This is a genomic window from Neisseria sp. LACPHL-SPEC-2024-00856 (assembly GCF_047915665.1).
In the GTDB taxonomy this organism is placed as follows: domain Bacteria; phylum Pseudomonadota; class Gammaproteobacteria; order Burkholderiales; family Neisseriaceae; genus Neisseria; species Neisseria polysaccharea.
On sequence record NZ_JBLRPR010000004.1, the window covers coordinates 58,583 to 73,841 of the forward strand.

The window sequence follows — 15,259 nt, forward strand, 5'->3', positions numbered from 1 at the left end:
CCGTAAACATCAGCAACGACCGTACAAGCCCCCAATACCGAGATTACTGCCGACAGGCAGAGTATCCGTTTAAAGGAAGGAAGGAAGGAAGGAAGGAAGGAAGGAAGGAAGGAAATTTCATATTTAGGTTTACTCCTTAAAAAATTAAATTTAAAAAAATGCCGTCTGAATCCAAAACGGATTTCGGACGGCATCTTAACATTATTTAATGTTTTTAAAAAGATTTACACCACGATGTTCGCCAGTCTGCCCGGTACGGCGATGATTTTTTTCGCAGGCTTGCCTTCTATGAATTTCACCGCGCCTTCAGCGGCGTGTTCGGCAGCTTCTTCAGCCGGTTTGTCGAAATCACGCATAAATTGCCAATAATTCTCCGACTTTTTTACGGCTGCTGCCTTTTGCGGCAATATTGCGCTGAACTTCAACTGTTTTCAGAATAGCAAAAGAATAAATATCCCTTGTGAATTCAGTATCATGATTTGAAATTAAAACGCCTTGGGAGTCGGACGCAATTTGTCGATTTTTTTGTAAAGTCCGCGACCAATGAATTCGATCGTATTTTGGTCGCGCAAAATTTGCAACTGTTGGCGGATTTTGTCTCTGATATGGTTGTTTTTGGGAAATTGGATGGATAGTTTTTCTTCAAATTCATACATTTGCGACAATGTGAATTCTTCGGGAAGTTGGTCGATACATTTCATAACAGCCAAAAGCCAGCCTTTGCGCTCCGCATTTTGGTTGCGTAAAAACAAATTGGATTGCCATTTTTTCAGAACGGTTTCGGGTTCGATAATGCGGGAATTGTCTATTAAGAATATTTTGCCGCTTTCAGGCAAAGGGGCGAGATTGATAGAACACATAATGTGGTTCGGCCGGTTTTTAATGCCTTTATTTCTGGGAATAATCATATCCGGCGTGATGAAATGTTTGGGTACAAGCACCAATTGCCGTATGGAGTAATCCGCTTTTTTATATGCAAGAAAGAAAAAGTTGGGGTTGGTATCTGACCGGATGCGCTCCAACATAGTGCGATATGCACCGTCAGGCACACTGTTGCCTATGGTTTTTTGATTTTTACTCTTTAATTCATATTGCTCGTGGCAATTTGGACAAAAGAGGTCGGCAACAGGTTTGTTATTGGCAAATCTCTGCATCGGCTTGCTTCCGCAACAGGGGCAGTAGCCGTTTTTTTCCAACCAAGCCTCGCTCATTACACGGATTTTGTGGGTTGCTTCATTTTGTTGCTTTCCCAATTCGGTATCGAAAAATAAATTCATATTTTGGATTTTGAGATTTAAGTTTTAGTGGATTAACAAAAATCAGGACAAGGCGACGAAGCCGCAGACAGTACAAATAGTACGGAACCGATTCACTTGGTGCTTCAGCACCTTAGAGAATCGTTCTCTTTGAGCTAAGGCGGGGCAACGCCGTACCGGTTTAAAGTTAATCCACTATATTTGAGGTCTGTAATGCAGACAACTCCATCTGCCTTAAAAAGGCCGTCTGAAAACCCTGTTTCCAAGTTTCAGACGGCCTTTCCTAATTACAGCAATCAATGCCGAATCGGCTTTACACCACGATGTTCACCAGTCTGCCGGGCACGACGATGATTTTCTTCGCGGGCCTGCCTTCCATGAATTTCACCGCGCCTTCGGTGGCGAGTGCGGCGGCTTCGAGGTCGGCTTTGGATGCGTCGGCGGCGACGGTGATTTTGCCGCGCAGTTTGCCGTTGACTTGAACCATCACTTCGATTTCGGATTTGACCAAGGCGGCTTCGTCGACTGTCGGCCAGCCTGCTTCCCACAGTTTCGCGCCGTTCAATTCGCTCCACAGGGTTTCGCAGATGTGCGGCACGATGGGCCACAACAGGCGTACAGCGGTTTCCAATACTTCTTGGGCGACGGTGCGGCCTTGTTCGCTGCCGGTGTCGGTTTTGTCGTATTGGTTGAGCAGTTCCATCACGGCGGCGATGGCGGTGTTGAACTGTTGGCGGCGGCCGTAGTCGTCGCTGACTTTGGCGATGGTGGAATGCAGTTTGTGGCGTAGGTCTTTGAGTTCTTTAGACAAACCGTCTTGGCTGCCTGCGAACGCTTTGACCGCTTTGCCTTGTTTCAGGTATTCGTAAATGGTGCGCCACAGGCGGCGCAGGAAGCGGTGTGCGCCTTCGACGCCGCTGTCGCTCCATTCGAGGGACTGTTCGGGCGGTGCGGCAAACATCATGAACAGGCGGGCGGTGTCCGCGCCGTAGGCGTTAATCAGCTCTTGCGGATCAACGCCGTTGTTTTTGGACTTGGACATTTTTTCCGTGCCGCTGATGACGACAGGCAGGCCGTCGGTTTTCAGAACAGCAGAAACAGGGCGGCCTTTGTCGTCGAAAGTCAGCTCGACATCGGCAGGGTTGATCCAGTCTTTGCCGCCTTTGTCGTTTTCGCGGTAGTAGGTCTCGCAAACGACCATGCCTTGTGTGAGCAGGCGTTCAAACGGTTCGTCAACATTGACCAAGCCTTCGTCGCGCATCAGTTTGGTGAAGAAACGCGCGTACAAGAGGTGCAAAATCGCGTGTTCGATGCCGCCAATGTATTGGTCGACCGCGCCCCAGTATTTCGCGGCTTCAGCCGATACCATGCCTTCTGCGAACTTGGGCGACATATAGCGGAAGAAATACCAGCTTGATTCCATGAAGGTGTCCATGGTGTCGGTTTCGCGTTTTGCCGCGCCGCCGCAGCATGGGCAGGTAGTTTCGTAAAACTCGGGCATTTTTGCCAGCGGCGAACCCATGCCGTCGGGTACGACGTTTTCAGGCAGGACGACGGGCAGTTGGTCGGCGGGGACGGATACGTCGCCGCATTTTTCGCAATGGACGATGGGAATCGGGCAGCCCCAGTAGCGTTGGCGCGAAATGCCCCAGTCGCGCAGGCGGTATTGGGTTTTCGGTTCGCCCGCACTTTGGCTTTGCAGCTTGGCGGCGATGGCATCAAATGCCGTCTGAAAATCCAAGCCGTCCAAGTCGCCGCTGTTGACCAATACGCCGTTTTCTTTGTCGCCGTACCACTCTTGCCATCGGTTTGCGTCGAATGCGTTGTCGCCGACGGCAATGACCTGTTTTTTAGGCAGATTGTATTTGGTGGCAAACTCGAAATCGCGTTCGTCGTGCGCCGGAACCGCCATCACCGCGCCGTCGCCGTAGCCCCACAATACATAGTTGGCAATCCACACTTCCAGCTTGTCGCCGTTGAGCGGGTTGACGACGTAGCGGCCGGTCGGCACGCCTTTTTTCTCCATCGTCGCCATATCGGCTTCGGCAACCGAGCCGGCTTTGCATTCGGCGATAAATGCCTGTAATTCGGGTTTGCCGGCGGCTGCGGCAGTTGCCAGCGGATGCTCGGCGGCAACGGCAACATAAGTCGCGCCCATCAGCGTGTCGGGGCGGGTGGTATAAACTTGCAGGAATTTCGCGTAATCGCCTTCCAAACCTTGTTTGCTGTCATCTGAAACGGCGAAGCGCACGGTCATACCGCGAGATTTGCCGATCCAGTTGCGCTGCATGGTTTTGACTTGTTCCGGCCAGTGTTCCAGCTTGTCCAAGTCGTTAAGCAGCTCTTCGGCGTAATCGGTGATTTTGAAGTAATACATCGGGATTTCGCGTTTTTCGATCAACGCGCCCGAACGCCAGCCGCGCCCGTCGATGACTTGCTCGTTGGCAAGGACGGTTTGATCGACCGGATCCCAGTTTACCGTGCCGTTTTTGCGGTAGACGATGCCTTTTTCAAACAGCTTGGTAAACAGCCATTGTTCCCAGCGGTAGTATTCGGGTTTGCAGGTTGCGGTTTCGCGTTCCCAGTCAATCGCAAAACCCAGGCTTTTGAGCTGGGTTTTCATGTATTCGATGTTGTCGTAGGTCCAAGCGGCGGGAGCGACGTTGTGTTTCATCGCCGCGTTTTCCGCCGGCATACCGAACGCGTCCCAACCCATAGGCTGCATGACGTTGAAGCCGTTTAAGCGTTTGAAGCGGCTCAATACGTCGCCGATGGTGTAGTTGCGCACATGCCCCATGTGCAGCTTGCCGCTGGGGTAGGGGAACATGGAAAGGCAGTAGTATTTGGGTTTGGAAGCGTCTTCGGAGACGTTGAAAATACGGGCGTCGTCCCATTTTTTCTGCGCCGCGGGCTCGATGGCGGCGGGCTGGTAATGTTCTTGCATGGTCATTCTGTTTTTCGCTTGAAAACGTTAGGAATTTAAAAGAGGAATTATAACAGGTTGCCGATGTCGGCGAATCGGCAAATTGCCGGCAGGATGCGTAAATTCGCACGCGCATCATTCCGTATGCCGTACAAATACACCGCGTTTACTGATACGCACGTTTTTTATGCTAATATTACAAACCAAAATCAAACGTTTAAAACTCTCCTGATGCGGCTCTTCCGAACAAAAGGCAGACGGGCATCGGGTAAAAAAGGATTCTGCATATGAAAATCAAACAAATCGTCAAACCGGGCTTGGCAGTATTGGCGGCGGGCATTCTGTCTGCCTGCGCAACCAAAAGCAACGTCAAAGCCGACGGAACGACCGACAATCCGGTCTTCCCGAAACCCTATTCCCTGACCTTCAACAACGATCGCGGTACATTCCCGACCTATGACGAACTGGATCAGATGCGCCCCGGCCTGACCAAAGACGACATCTACAAAATCCTGGGCCGCCCGCATTACGACGAAGGTATGTACGGCGTGCGCGAATGGGATTATCTGTTCCACTTCCACACCCCCGGCGTAGGTATCGACCCTGAAAACACTTCCGGCGTGGAAGATGTTACTACCTGCCAATACAAAGTGGTTTTCGATAAAGACAAATTTGCCCGCAGCTTCTACTGGAATCCCGTATTCCCGAAAGATGCCGTCTGCCCGCCGCCAGCACCCAAAGCCGAGCCGCAAGTCATCATCCGCGAAATCGTGCCGGCAAAACCGAAACGTATCCGCCAATAAGCCGCTATGCCGCCCCGCCTGCTTTCAGGGATATTGTGCTGCCTGCTGACGGCTGCCCCCGTATTCGCACAGGGGCAGCCGGATGCGGTCAATGCCTATATCCAAAAGAAAAAAGTCATCGTCGACACATCCAAAGCGGAACTCTGTTTTGCCGATGACAGGCAGTGCTACCCCGTCCTCATCGGTGTTGCCACGCCCAAGGGGACGTTCGGGCTGACGCTGAACAGTACCGACAAGCCCGGATACGGCGGCGAAGTCATCGGTTTCAAGCAGGAGGGCGATTTTCTTTTCGCCCTGCACCGCGTTTGGAATCAGATACCGTCGGAAAGGCGGAACGAACGCATCGCCTCCCCGTCCGTGTCCGACAGGATTATGACCAACGGCTGCATCAACGTCAGCGATGCGGTGTACGAAAAACTGCGTCATTATTTTGTGTTGGAAGTGATTTGAAACAGACGGATACCGCACGCGCCGGTATCCGTTTTCACATTGCCCCGATGCCTGAAACAGACCGTCCGCCACGTCATGCCGTCTGAAACCGGCCGGACAACAACCATCTTTGGGAGAGCCTTATGCCCGAACAAAATCGCATCCTCTGCCGCGAACTGAGCCTGCTGGCATTCAACCGCCGCGTGTTGGCACAGGCGGAAGACAGAAACGTCCCCCTTTTGGAACGCCTGCGCTTCCTGTGCATCGTGTCGTCCAATCTTGACGAGTTTTTTGAAGTCCGCATGGCGTGGCTCAAGCGTGAAAACAAGCTGCACCCCCGGCGCAGGCTGGACAACGACAAAATGCCGTCTGAAACCATCGCCGACGTTACCGAAGCGGCGCGCTCCCTGATACGGCACCAGTACGACCTGTTCAACAACGTCCTTCAGCCCGAGCTGGCGCGGGAAGGCATCCATTTTTACCGCCGCCGCAATTGGACAGACACACAGAAAAAATGGATTGAAGACTATTTTGACCGTGAGTTGTTGCCGATTCTGACCCCCATTGGCCTTGACCCGTCCCACCCCTTCCCGCGACCGCTGAACAAATCGCTCAACTTCGCCGTCGAACTCGACGGCACGGACGCGTTCGGCAGGCCTTCGGGGATGGCGATTGTGCAGGCACCGCGCATCCTGCCGCGCGTTGTTCCCCTGCCGTCCGAACTGTGTGGCGGCGGACACGGCTTCGTCTTCCTGTCGTCCATCCTCCACGCCCACGTCGGCAAACTCTTCCCGGGCATGAACGTCAAAGGCTGCCACCAGTTCCGCCTGACGCGCGACAGCGACTTGACCGTTGACGAAGAAGACGTACAAAACCTCCGCGCCGCCATTCAAAACGAGTTGCACGACCGCGAATACGGCGACGGCGTGCGGCTCGAAGTCGCCGACACCTGCCCCGCCTACATCCACGACTTCCTGCTGTCGCAATTCAAACTGACCGCCGCCGAACTCTATCAGGTCAAAGGCCCGGTCAACCTCGTGCGCCTCAACGCCGTCCCCGACCTAGTCAACCGCCCCGATTTGAAATTTCCCACACACACGCCGGGCAGACTGAAAGCCTTGGGCAAAACCGCGTCCATATTCGATTTGGTGCGCCAATCTCCCATCCTGCTGCACCACCCCTACCAATCCTTCGACCCCGTTGTCGAAATGATGCGCGAAGCCGCCGCCGACCCCGCCGTGCTTGCCGTCAAAATGACGATTTACCGCACCGGCACGCGTTCCGAACTCGTCCGCGCCCTGATGAAGGCGGCACTCGCCGGCAAACAAGTAACCGTCGTCGTCGAACTGATGGCGCGTTTTGACGAAGCCAACAACGTCAACTGGGCGAAGCAGCTCGAAGAGGCGGGCGCGCACGTCGTGTACGGCGTGTTCGGCTACAAAGTCCACGCCAAAATGGCACTGGTCATCCGCCGCGAAGACGGCGTGCTCAAGCGTTACGCCCACCTCGGCACGGGTAACTACCACCAAGGCACATCGCGCATCTACACCGACTTCGGCCTCATCACAGCCGACGAACAAATCACCGCCGATGTGAACACATTGTTTATGGAAATCACAGGCTTGGGCAAACCCGGGCGGCTGAACAAACTCTACCAAAGCCCGTTTACCCTGCACAAAATGGTTATCGACCGCATCGCACGCGAAACCGAACACGCGAAAGCCGGCAAACCCGCCCGAATCACCGCCAAGATGAATTCGCTCATCGAACCGACCGTCATCGAAGCCCTGTATCGGGCAAGCGCGGCAGGCGTGCAAATCGATTTGATTGTGCGCGGTATGTGCACCCTGCGTCCCGGTGTAAAAGGCTTGTCCGAAAACATCCGCGTCCGCTCCATCATCGGCAGGCAGCTCGAACACGCGCGCGTGTATTGCTTCCACAACAACGGCGCGGACGATACCTTTATCTCCAGCGCGGATTGGATGGGGCGCAACTTCTTCCGCCGCATCGAAACCGCCGCGCCGATTACCGCGCCCGAACTCAAAAAACGCGTCATCCGCGAAGGTTTGGAAATGGCATTGGCAGACAATACGCACGCGTGGCTGATGCAGCCCGACGGCGGCTATATCCGCGCCGCGCCTGCCGAAGGCGAGTCCGAAGCCGATCTGCAAAACGATTTGTGGGCACTGCTCGGAGGATGACCCGCACCGTCCCAATCAAAAACCATGCCGTCTGAAACCTTTCCGTTTCAGACGGCATGGTTTTACAGCAATCTAAACAGGGCGGACCGGAGTCAAAAACACACCTTCGCCATTCCTGCACAAGCACTTCCCCTATACGCTCCCAACCCCAAGCCGCCGCATTCCAGACGGCATTATAGTGGATTAACAAAAATCAGGACAAGACGACGAAGCCGCAGACAGTACAGATAGTACGGCAAGGCGAGGCAACGCTGTACTGGTTTAAATTTAATCCACTATACCCTTCCGACAGCCGAACAAAACCCCGAATCCGTCTGCACGGTTCGGGGCATATCTCCAATACGGGCATCGTGCTCCGGAAAACCGTCAAATCCGCATCGGCATCACGATATATTTGAAATTCGGATTGTTCGGTACGGTAAACAAGGTCGAACGGTTGGCATCGCCGAAAGCAAGCTGCACATCGTCGGAATGAATATTTCGCAACACGTCCATCAGATAACCGATATTGAAACCGACTTCGAGTTCGCCGCCCTGATAGGCGATTTCGATTTCTTCACGCGCTTCTTCCTGTTCGTTGTTGCTGCACACAACGCTCAAGAGGCCTGGCTGCAAAAACAATCGCGCACCGCGGAATTTTTCATTGGCAAGAATCGATGCACGTTCCAACGCGCCCAACAATTCCGCCCTCGACAACACGAAAATCTTGTCGTTGTCCAAAGGAATCACGCGGTTGAAATCGGGGAATTTGCCGTCGATGACCTTGCTGACGATGGTCGTGCCGTTGCATTGGAAACGCACCTGTTTGTCCAGCAGCTCGATTTGAATCGGATCGTCGGGGTTGTTCAACAGTTTGAACAGTTCCAGCACCGTTTTGCGCGGCAAAATCACTTCGGCGCACGGCAAATCCGCATCAATCGCGCAGGCTGCATAGGCAAGGCGGTGTCCGTCAGTCGCCACAAGGAGCAACTGGCTGCCCTCAACCTGCATCAGCAGACCGTTGAGATAATAGCGGATGTCCTGCACCGCCATGCTGTACTGCACTTGCGACAGCATGGTTTTGAAACGCTCCTGCTCCAGCGAGAAAGTCGCGCTGATGTCCTCGCCGACATTCATCATCGGAAAATCGGCGGCAGGCAGGGTCTGCAGGGCAAAACGCGATTTGCCCGCCTTCAGCGTCAGACGGCTGTCGTCCCAATCCAGCGACACCAGCGCACCGGCAGGCAGCGCGCGCAAAATGTCCTGAAATTTCTTGGCATTGGTGGTGATGCGGAAGTCGCCCGCGCCGCCCTCGGGACCCGCAGTGTCGATTTGGATTTCCAAATCGGTTGCCAAGAGTTTGGTCTGACCGCCTTTTCCCTCAATCAGGACGTTGGACAGGATGGGCAGGGTGTGGCGGCGTTCGACAATGCCGGTAACGGCTTGCAACGGCTTGAGCAGGCTGTCGCGCTCGGCTTGTAAAATCAACATGTTCGCTCCTTTAAATCGGTTTGTATAGTGGATTAAATTTAAATCAGGACAAGGCGACGAAGCCGCAGACAGTACAAATAGTACGGCAAGGCGAGGCAACGCCGTACTGGTTTAAAGTTAATCCGCTATATCTTTACCCTTCGGACGGCATGGGCAATATCATGCCGTCTGAAAACGTTTTCCATCAGTTTTGAATCAGAATCAGCAGCTTTTCATAATCCTGAGCCAATTCCGGATCTTCTTCGCGCAGTTTCGCCACTGCCCTGATGCCGTGCATAACGGTCGTATGGTCGCGCCCGCCGAACGAATCGCCGATAGACGGCAGGCTCAAAGTGGTCAGTTCTTTGGTCAGGCTCATGGCAACCTGACGCGGACGGGCAATGTTGCGCGTGCGTTTTTTGCCGAGTACGTCGCTGATTTTGATGCGGTAATATTTCGCCACCGCATCGATGATGATGTCGGCGGTGATGACTTTGTGCTTCTCGGCAATAATGTCCTGCAAAGCGGTACGCGCCAAATCGATGTCGATGACGGGACGGTTCATAAAGCGGCTGCTCGCTCCGACGCGGTTGAACGCGCCTTCAAGCTCACGCACGTTGGAACGGATCAGATTGGCAATGAACAGCGCGGCTTCGTCTTCGATGCTGATGCCCGCCGCTTCCGCCTTTTTCTGCAAAATGGCGATACGCATTTCCAATTCGGGCGGCTCGAGTTCCAAAGTCAGTCCCCATGAAAAACGGGATTTGAGGCGGTCGTCCATACCTTCGATTTTGGCGGGTAAAACATCGCAAGTGAGGATCAGCTGTTTTTTCTCGTTGTGGAAATGGTTGTACAGATAGAAAAACTCTTCCATCGTACGGTCTTTGCCTTTGATGAACTGGATGTCGTCGATAATCAGCAGGTCGTATTGCTTGTATTGCTGCTTGAACACGTCGTAGGTATTGTTGCGAACCGCCTTCATAAAGCTGCGGATGTAGTCGTCCGAATGCATATAGCGCACTTTGGCATCGGGACGGTTTTTCAACAGTTCGTTGCCGACCGCCTGCACAAGGTGGGTTTTACCCAAACCCGTACTGCCATAGAGGAAGAACGGGTTGTAACTCTGCCCCGGGCTTTCCGCAATCGCCTGCGCCGCAGCCGCCGCAAGGCGGTTGCCCTTGCCTTCAACCAATGTGTCGAACGTATAGTCCGGCGACAGATTGGTCTGCTCGTAACGCGCCTCTTCCGCATCGCGCTGCGCATCCATCCGTGCTTTGGCAACTGCCGCCGATTCCGGCCGAGAAACAGGCTCGGCAGCCTGACGCGGCTCGTTCGGCAGGTTTTTCATACGTTCCGCCAAAATATCCGCCGCCGTTTTCGACGCAGCGGGTTTGACAGGCTCTTCAGACGGCAGCTCGTCCAACAGAACCTCCTGCACGGGCATTTCCTCCGACACCGCGTGCAAGGACGGCTCGGCAGGTTCGACAGCACCTTCAACCGCCGCCATCTCATAACGCACGCCTTCTCCCGGTTTGAATACGAAGGCGGAATGGCCGGCAGCCAACTCTTCCCTTACCGCTTCTATTTTTCCGGCAAACTGGCTCTTGAGCATATTGCAGGCAAACTGGTTCTTGCCGTACACCACCCATACGCCACCCTCCTCACCGACCGTAAGGGGCGCAATCCATTGCGCAAACTGCCCGTGAGGCAATATATCGTGAAGACGGCGGAGGCACAGCGGCCAAAACTCTGCTAATGTCATGGATAAGCTCGAATCGGTAAAAATGAAATCGAAAACAAAGAAAATATAATATTTTCAAAAAGAAAACAAATCTGTTGAACGCACATCGGTTCAAAATGCAACGAACCGATTATACCGACTCGCCGATATTTTATCCACAACCCGTGCAAAAATTTATCCACAGAAAGGCGGCAGAAATCCGCAGGTAATCGGGCAATCCTCCTGCAAAGTTTCTATATTGATTGACAAAAGCGGCAAATTGGAGTGTAATTCACGGTTTAATTATCTACCCATTCTATTTTAGGAAACATCATGAAACGCACTTATCAACCTTCCGTTACCAAACGCAAACGCACCCACGGCTTCCTGGTGCGCTCCAAAACACGCGGCGGCCGCGCAGTATTGGCCGCACGCCGCGCCAAAGGCCGCAAACGCCTGGCGGTATAATTTTGGACTACCGCTTCGGAAAGCAGTACCGCTTGTTAAAAACGGATGATTTTTCATCCGTTTTTGCATTCAGGAAACGCCGCAGCCGAGACCTTCTGCAAGTCTCCCGTTCAGACGGCAACGGACTGGGGCACCCCCGCCTCGGGCTGGTCGTCGGTAAAAAAACAGCCAAACGGGCCAACGAACGGAATTACATGAAACGCGTTATCCGCGACTGGTTCAGATTAAATAAAAACAAGCTGCCGCCGCAAGATTTCGTTGTCCGCGCCCATCGGAAATTCGGCAGGGACGCTGCGGCACAGGCACGGGAAGAACTGGCGCAGCTCATGCTGGGCGGTTCGGATCCAAACTGCAAAAAACAGGCATAAATCGGGCGATACGGCATGCGCCGGCGGGTTTACACATAAGGCATCCTCCATGAACTTTCTGTTATCCAAACTGCTGCTGGTTCTGATAAGGTTCTACCAATACTGCATCAGCCCGCTGATTCCGCCCCGCTGCCGCTATACGCCGACCTGTTCGCAATATGCCGTCGAAGCCGTCAAAAAATATGGCGCATTCAAAGGCGGCCTGCTTGCGGCAAAACGCATCGCCCGATGCCACCCCCTCGGCGGACACGGACACGACCCCGTTCCCTGACCCGACGCAATATTCAAATTGCACGCTTTCCTTTTATTTCCCATCGGTTTCTATATAATGCCGTCTGAACCTTCGGGCTGGCGGCACGACCGTCGGGTATGAAGCCCGCCCTTATTCCCCGTCTATCGGAACACGCAACCTGCGGCATTTCCGACCATTCAGGAAACTCTATATGGATTTTAAAAGACTCACGGCGTTTTTCGCCATCGCGTTGGTGATTATGATCGGATGGGAAAAGATGTTCCCCACTCCGAAACCCGCCCCCGCGCCCCAACAGGCAGCACAACAACAGGCCGTAACCGCTTCCGCCGAAGCCGCGCTCGCCCCCGAAACGCCGATTACCGTAACGACCGATACGGTCAAAGCCGTTATCGACGAAAAAAGCGGCGACCTGCGTCAAATGACCCTGCTCAAATACAAAGCAAACGGCAACGAAAACAAACCCTTCTCCCTGTTTGACGACAGCAAAGAATACACCTACGTTGCCCAATCCGAGCTTTTGGACGCACAAGGCAACAACATCCTGAAAGGTGTCAACTTTACCGCCGCCCAAAAACAATACAGCCTCAACGGCGACAAAGTCGAAGTCCGCCTGAGCGCGCCCGAAACCAACGGACTGAAAATCGACAAAGTCTATACCTTTACCAAAGACAGCTACCTCGTCAACGTCCGTTTCGACATCACCAACACCAGCGGCAAGCCCGCCAACCTGAGCGCGGACTACCGCATCGTACGCGACCACAGCCAACCGGAAGGCCAAGGCTACTTCACACGTTCCTACCTCGGCCCCGTCGTGTACACTCCTGAAGACAAATTCCAAAAAGTCAGCTTCTCCGACTTGGACGACGATGCCAAATCCGGCAAATCCGAGGCCGAATACATCCGCAAAACCCCGACCGGCTGGCTCGGTATGATCGAACACCACTTTATGTCCGCTTGGATTTTGCAACCCAAAGGCGGACAAAGCGTTTGCGTCGCAGGCGACTGCCGTATCGACATCAAACGTCGCAACGACAACCTGTACAGCGCAAGCGTCAGCGTGCCTTTAGCCGCCATCCAAGCCGACGCAAAAGCCGAAACTGCCATCAATCTGTATGCCGGTCCGCAAACCACTTCCGTTATCGCCAATATCGCCGACAACCTGCAACTGGCAAAAGACTACGGCAAAGTACACTGGTTCGCATCGCCGCTCTTCTGGCTCCTGAACCAACTGCACAACATCATCGGCAACTGGGGCTGGGCAATCATCGTTTTGACCATCATCGTCAAAGCCGTACTCTATCCACTGACCAACGCGTCCTACCGCTCGATGGCGAAAATGCGCGCCGCCGCACCCAAACTGCAAGCCATCAAAGAGAAATACGGCGACGACCGTATGGCGCAGCAACAAGCGATGATGCAGCTTTACAAAGACGAAAAAATCAATCCGCTGGGCGGCTGTCTGCCTATGCTGTTGCAAATCCCCGTATTCATCGGCTTGTACTGGGCATTGTTCGCCTCCGTAGAATTGCGCCAGGCACCTTGGCTGGGCTGGATTACCGACCTCAGCCGCTCCGACCCCTACTACATCCTGCCCATCATTATGGCGGCAACGATGTTCGCCCAAACCTATCTGAACCCGCCGCCGACCGACCCGATGCAGGCGAAAATGATGAAAATCATGCCTTTGATTTTCTCCGTCATGTTCTTCTTCTTCCCTGCCGGTCTGGTATTGTACTGGGTGGTCAACAATCTCTTAACCATCGCCCAGCAATGGCACATCAACCGCAGCATCGAAAAACAACGCGCCAAAGGTGAAGTCGTTTCCTAAATGCTGCAGCATGAAAAATGCCGTCTGAAACCTGTTCAGACGGCATTTTTATTGTTCACCCCCTATCTGGGCGGAAATCTTCAACCCGCATACATCACAAAAATCGTCGGGCGTTTTTTCAAGTTCGGCATTTCTTTTCTTTTTCGCCACTGCGCAATCGTCTGGCTGATGATTTCCTGTGTCGGCAAAGTCAAGTCCGTAGCCACACATAAGCGCGTTTCAGGATGCAGGTTTTCCACCGCATCAGCCAACAACGCATCATTGCGGTAAGGCGTTTCAATAAAAATCTGCGTCTCGCCGCACTGCCGCGAACGTTGCTCCAAAGCCTTCAAACTCTGAATCCGCTCGTTTTTTTCAGACGGCAGATAACCCTTAAACGCAAAGTTCTGCCCGTTCGCGCCCGAAGCCATCAGCGCCAGCAACAGGCTGGACGGGCCGACCAAAGGCCGTACTTCAAAACCGTGTTTATGCGCCAATGCCACCAAATTCGCACCCGGATCAGCCACAGCCGGGCAACCCGCCTCGCTGACAATCCCCATACTGCGCCCTTCTTGCAAAGGTTTCAGTAATTCCGGCAAAGTCTTCAAATCCGTGTGTTCGTTCAATGTTTGCAGATTCAGCTCGCGGATAGGCGCAGTTACGCCCAAATGTTTCAAATGCGCACGCGCCGTTTTTTCCGCTTCCACGACAAAATCCGTCAGCCCGACAACCGCCCGTTGTTCGTGCGGCAACAGGCACGGCGTGTCAGGCGTACCCAAAGGCGTAGGAATCAAATACAAAACAGGAGACATCATTCCCTCACTCGTCAGTTAAAAATGCCGTCTGAACCCTTCAGACGGCATAAACGGGCAGTTACAAAACATCCACGCCCTCATTTTTCAAAAAATCGACCAGACGGAAAACCGGCAAACCGATTAAAGCATTCGGATCAGTACTCTCAATCCTTTCGATCAACAATGCACCCAAATCCTCGCTCTTCAACGCACACGAGCAATAAACCGCATCCGGCTCGCGCTCCAAATAACGGAGTATATGCAGCTCGTCCAACTTCCTCATCACGACCACAGTCTTATCGATATGCCGCTGCATCGTGCCCGTAACCGTATTCAACAGCACGACCGCGCTGTAAAACTCAATCTCCCTGCCGCTCAAGTGCATCAGCATCTTTTGCGCATTGGCAAGGTTCATCGGCTTGCCCCACTGCCTGCCGTCGCACCACGCTACCTGGTCCGCACCGACAATCAACGCCTCGGGGAAACGTCCGGCCAACGACCGCGCCTTACCCTCGGCAAGGCGCAATGCCGTCTGAGGGGCAGACTCCCCCAGCATCGGCGTTTCGTCAAAATCGGGGGATGCCGCCTGAAAGGCGATGCCGAGCCTTTCCATCTGTTCGCGGCGGAAAACCGAACTCGTACCTAAAATCAAAGGCAGCTTCAAACCCATCCCATCCTCCTTACCGTTGAAAACACGCCCGAAGAGGCGGTAAAATCCGAACATAAGCCGAAACTCGGACACCCCCTCCGGCACACCGTAACATTTTTCTTAAAAATATTGACGTTAG

General features: G+C 53.6%; 13 protein-coding genes and 3 pseudogenes. 8 read left to right on the forward strand and 8 right to left on the reverse strand.

What is annotated here, in order from left to right; all coding sequences use genetic code 11:
* Nucleotides 1-224: 224 nt before the first annotated feature.
* From ACNAU7_RS05045 to leuS, 4 genes and pseudogenes are all read right to left on the reverse strand, one after another.
* Nucleotides 225-335, reverse strand: a pseudogene (locus ACNAU7_RS05045) (leucyl-tRNA synthetase); the annotation flags it as partial.
* A 13-nt stretch (nt 336-348) separates the two neighbouring features.
* Nucleotides 349-522, reverse strand: a pseudogene (locus ACNAU7_RS05050) (DNA adenine methylase); the annotation flags it as partial.
* A complete protein-coding gene (locus tag ACNAU7_RS05055; protein WP_416301200.1) occupies nt 486-1,277 on the reverse strand; it encodes a DpnI domain-containing protein in 792 nt (263 codons plus the stop codon). The gene ACNAU7_RS05055 and the pseudogene ACNAU7_RS05050, both read right to left, overlap by 37 nt.
* Nucleotides 1,278-1,569: 292 nt before the next feature.
* Nucleotides 1,570-4,200, reverse strand: a complete 2,631-nt coding sequence (leuS, locus tag ACNAU7_RS05060) for a leucine--tRNA ligase (RefSeq protein ID WP_416301384.1) — start codon at nt 4,198-4,200, stop codon at nt 1,570-1,572.
* A 266-nt stretch (nt 4,201-4,466) separates the two neighbouring features.
* Here leuS and ACNAU7_RS05065 point away from each other — a divergent pair, with 266 nt between their 5' ends.
* The 3 genes from ACNAU7_RS05065 to ppk1 all read left to right on the forward strand — a co-directional run bounded on the left by ACNAU7_RS05065 (nt 4,467) and on the right by ppk1 (nt 7,612).
* Nucleotides 4,467-4,982: an outer membrane protein assembly factor BamE gene (locus ACNAU7_RS05065; protein ID WP_416301202.1), complete on the forward strand. Its 516-nt coding sequence runs from the start codon at nt 4,467-4,469 to the stop codon at nt 4,980-4,982.
* Nucleotides 4,983-4,988: 6 nt separating this feature from the next.
* Nucleotides 4,989-5,432: a murein L,D-transpeptidase gene (locus ACNAU7_RS05070; protein WP_416301204.1), complete on the forward strand. Its 444-nt coding sequence runs from the start codon at nt 4,989-4,991 to the stop codon at nt 5,430-5,432.
* Nucleotides 5,433-5,554: 122 nt separating this feature from the next.
* A complete protein-coding gene (gene ppk1, locus ACNAU7_RS05075; protein WP_416301207.1) occupies nt 5,555-7,612 on the forward strand; it encodes a polyphosphate kinase 1 in 2,058 nt (685 codons plus the stop codon).
* Nucleotides 7,613-7,978: 366 nt separating this feature from the next.
* Here the strand turns inward: ppk1 and dnaN are convergent, their stop codons facing one another.
* The gene (gene dnaN / locus ACNAU7_RS05080; protein ID WP_416301209.1) at nt 7,979-9,082 is read right to left on the reverse strand and encodes a DNA polymerase III subunit beta; all 1,104 of its coding nucleotides are present in this window, start codon (nt 9,080-9,082) and stop codon (nt 7,979-7,981) included.
* 23 nt (nt 9,083-9,105) lie between these two features.
* Between dnaN and ACNAU7_RS05085 the strand changes: the two are divergent.
* Nucleotides 9,106-9,216, forward strand: a pseudogene (locus ACNAU7_RS05085) (IS5/IS1182 family transposase); the annotation flags it as partial.
* A 50-nt stretch (nt 9,217-9,266) separates the two neighbouring features.
* Here ACNAU7_RS05085 and dnaA read toward each other — a convergent pair.
* Nucleotides 9,267-10,823 (reverse strand): chromosomal replication initiator protein DnaA, encoded by a 1,557-nt coding sequence (dnaA, locus tag ACNAU7_RS05090; RefSeq protein ID WP_416301211.1) that lies wholly within the window; start codon nt 10,821-10,823, stop codon nt 9,267-9,269.
* A 291-nt stretch (nt 10,824-11,114) separates the two neighbouring features.
* On the opposite strand from dnaA, the gene rpmH reads away from it, so the two are divergent.
* The 4 genes from rpmH to yidC all read left to right on the forward strand — a co-directional run bounded on the left by rpmH (nt 11,115) and on the right by yidC (nt 13,698).
* On the forward strand, nt 11,115-11,249 hold the full coding sequence (gene rpmH / locus ACNAU7_RS05095; protein WP_002214728.1) for a 50S ribosomal protein L34: 135 nt from the start codon (nt 11,115-11,117) through the stop codon (nt 11,247-11,249).
* 2 nt (nt 11,250-11,251) lie between these two features.
* Nucleotides 11,252-11,617 (forward strand): ribonuclease P protein component, encoded by a 366-nt coding sequence (rnpA, locus tag ACNAU7_RS05100; RefSeq protein WP_250314417.1) that lies wholly within the window; start codon nt 11,252-11,254, stop codon nt 11,615-11,617.
* Between the two features lie 49 nt (nt 11,618-11,666).
* The gene (yidD, locus tag ACNAU7_RS05105) at nt 11,667-11,888 is read left to right on the forward strand and encodes a membrane protein insertion efficiency factor YidD (protein WP_003676181.1); all 222 of its coding nucleotides are present in this window, start codon (nt 11,667-11,669) and stop codon (nt 11,886-11,888) included.
* A gap of 172 nt (nt 11,889-12,060) precedes the next feature.
* Nucleotides 12,061-13,698, forward strand: coding sequence for a membrane protein insertase YidC (yidC, locus tag ACNAU7_RS05110; RefSeq protein ID WP_416301230.1), 1,638 nt, complete (start codon nt 12,061-12,063; stop codon nt 13,696-13,698).
* Between the two features lie 80 nt (nt 13,699-13,778).
* On the opposite strand, the gene ACNAU7_RS05115 is transcribed toward yidC, so the two are convergent.
* Both ACNAU7_RS05115 and ACNAU7_RS05120 read right to left on the reverse strand, forming a co-directional pair.
* Nucleotides 13,779-14,489 (reverse strand): SAM-dependent methyltransferase, encoded by a 711-nt coding sequence (locus ACNAU7_RS05115; protein ID WP_416301386.1) that lies wholly within the window; start codon nt 14,487-14,489, stop codon nt 13,779-13,781.
* 61 nt (nt 14,490-14,550) lie between these two features.
* On the reverse strand, nt 14,551-15,141 hold the full coding sequence (locus ACNAU7_RS05120) for a Maf family protein (protein WP_416301388.1): 591 nt from the start codon (nt 15,139-15,141) through the stop codon (nt 14,551-14,553).
* Between the last annotated feature and the right edge of the window lie 118 nt (nt 15,142-15,259).

Excerpts from the sequence above, each read along its gene's own strand:
- dnaA (WP_416301211.1), bottom strand. The coding sequence starts at position 10,823 with ATGACATTAGCAGAGTTTTGGCCGCTGTGCCTCCGCCGTCTTCACGAT.
- yidD (WP_003676181.1), top strand. The coding sequence starts at position 11,667 with ATGAACTTTCTGTTATCCAAACTGCTGCTGGTTCTGATAAGGTTCTAC.
- rpmH (WP_002214728.1), top strand. The coding sequence starts at position 11,115 with ATGAAACGCACTTATCAACCTTCCGTTACCAAACGCAAACGCACCCAC.
- ACNAU7_RS05065 (WP_416301202.1), top strand. The coding sequence starts at position 4,467 with ATGAAAATCAAACAAATCGTCAAACCGGGCTTGGCAGTATTGGCGGCG.
- dnaN (WP_416301209.1), bottom strand. The coding sequence starts at position 9,082 with ATGTTGATTTTACAAGCCGAGCGCGACAGCCTGCTCAAGCCGTTGCAA.
- ACNAU7_RS05055 (WP_416301200.1), bottom strand. The coding sequence starts at position 1,277 with ATGAATTTATTTTTCGATACCGAATTGGGAAAGCAACAAAATGAAGCA.
- ACNAU7_RS05070 (WP_416301204.1), top strand. The coding sequence starts at position 4,989 with ATGCCGCCCCGCCTGCTTTCAGGGATATTGTGCTGCCTGCTGACGGCT.
- ACNAU7_RS05115 (WP_416301386.1), bottom strand. The coding sequence starts at position 14,489 with ATGTCTCCTGTTTTGTATTTGATTCCTACGCCTTTGGGTACGCCTGAC.
- ppk1 (WP_416301207.1), top strand. The coding sequence starts at position 5,555 with ATGCCCGAACAAAATCGCATCCTCTGCCGCGAACTGAGCCTGCTGGCA.
- yidC (WP_416301230.1), top strand. The coding sequence starts at position 12,061 with ATGGATTTTAAAAGACTCACGGCGTTTTTCGCCATCGCGTTGGTGATT.
- leuS (WP_416301384.1), bottom strand. The coding sequence starts at position 4,200 with ATGCAAGAACATTACCAGCCCGCCGCCATCGAGCCCGCGGCGCAGAAA.
- ACNAU7_RS05120 (WP_416301388.1), bottom strand. The coding sequence starts at position 15,141 with ATGGGTTTGAAGCTGCCTTTGATTTTAGGTACGAGTTCGGTTTTCCGC.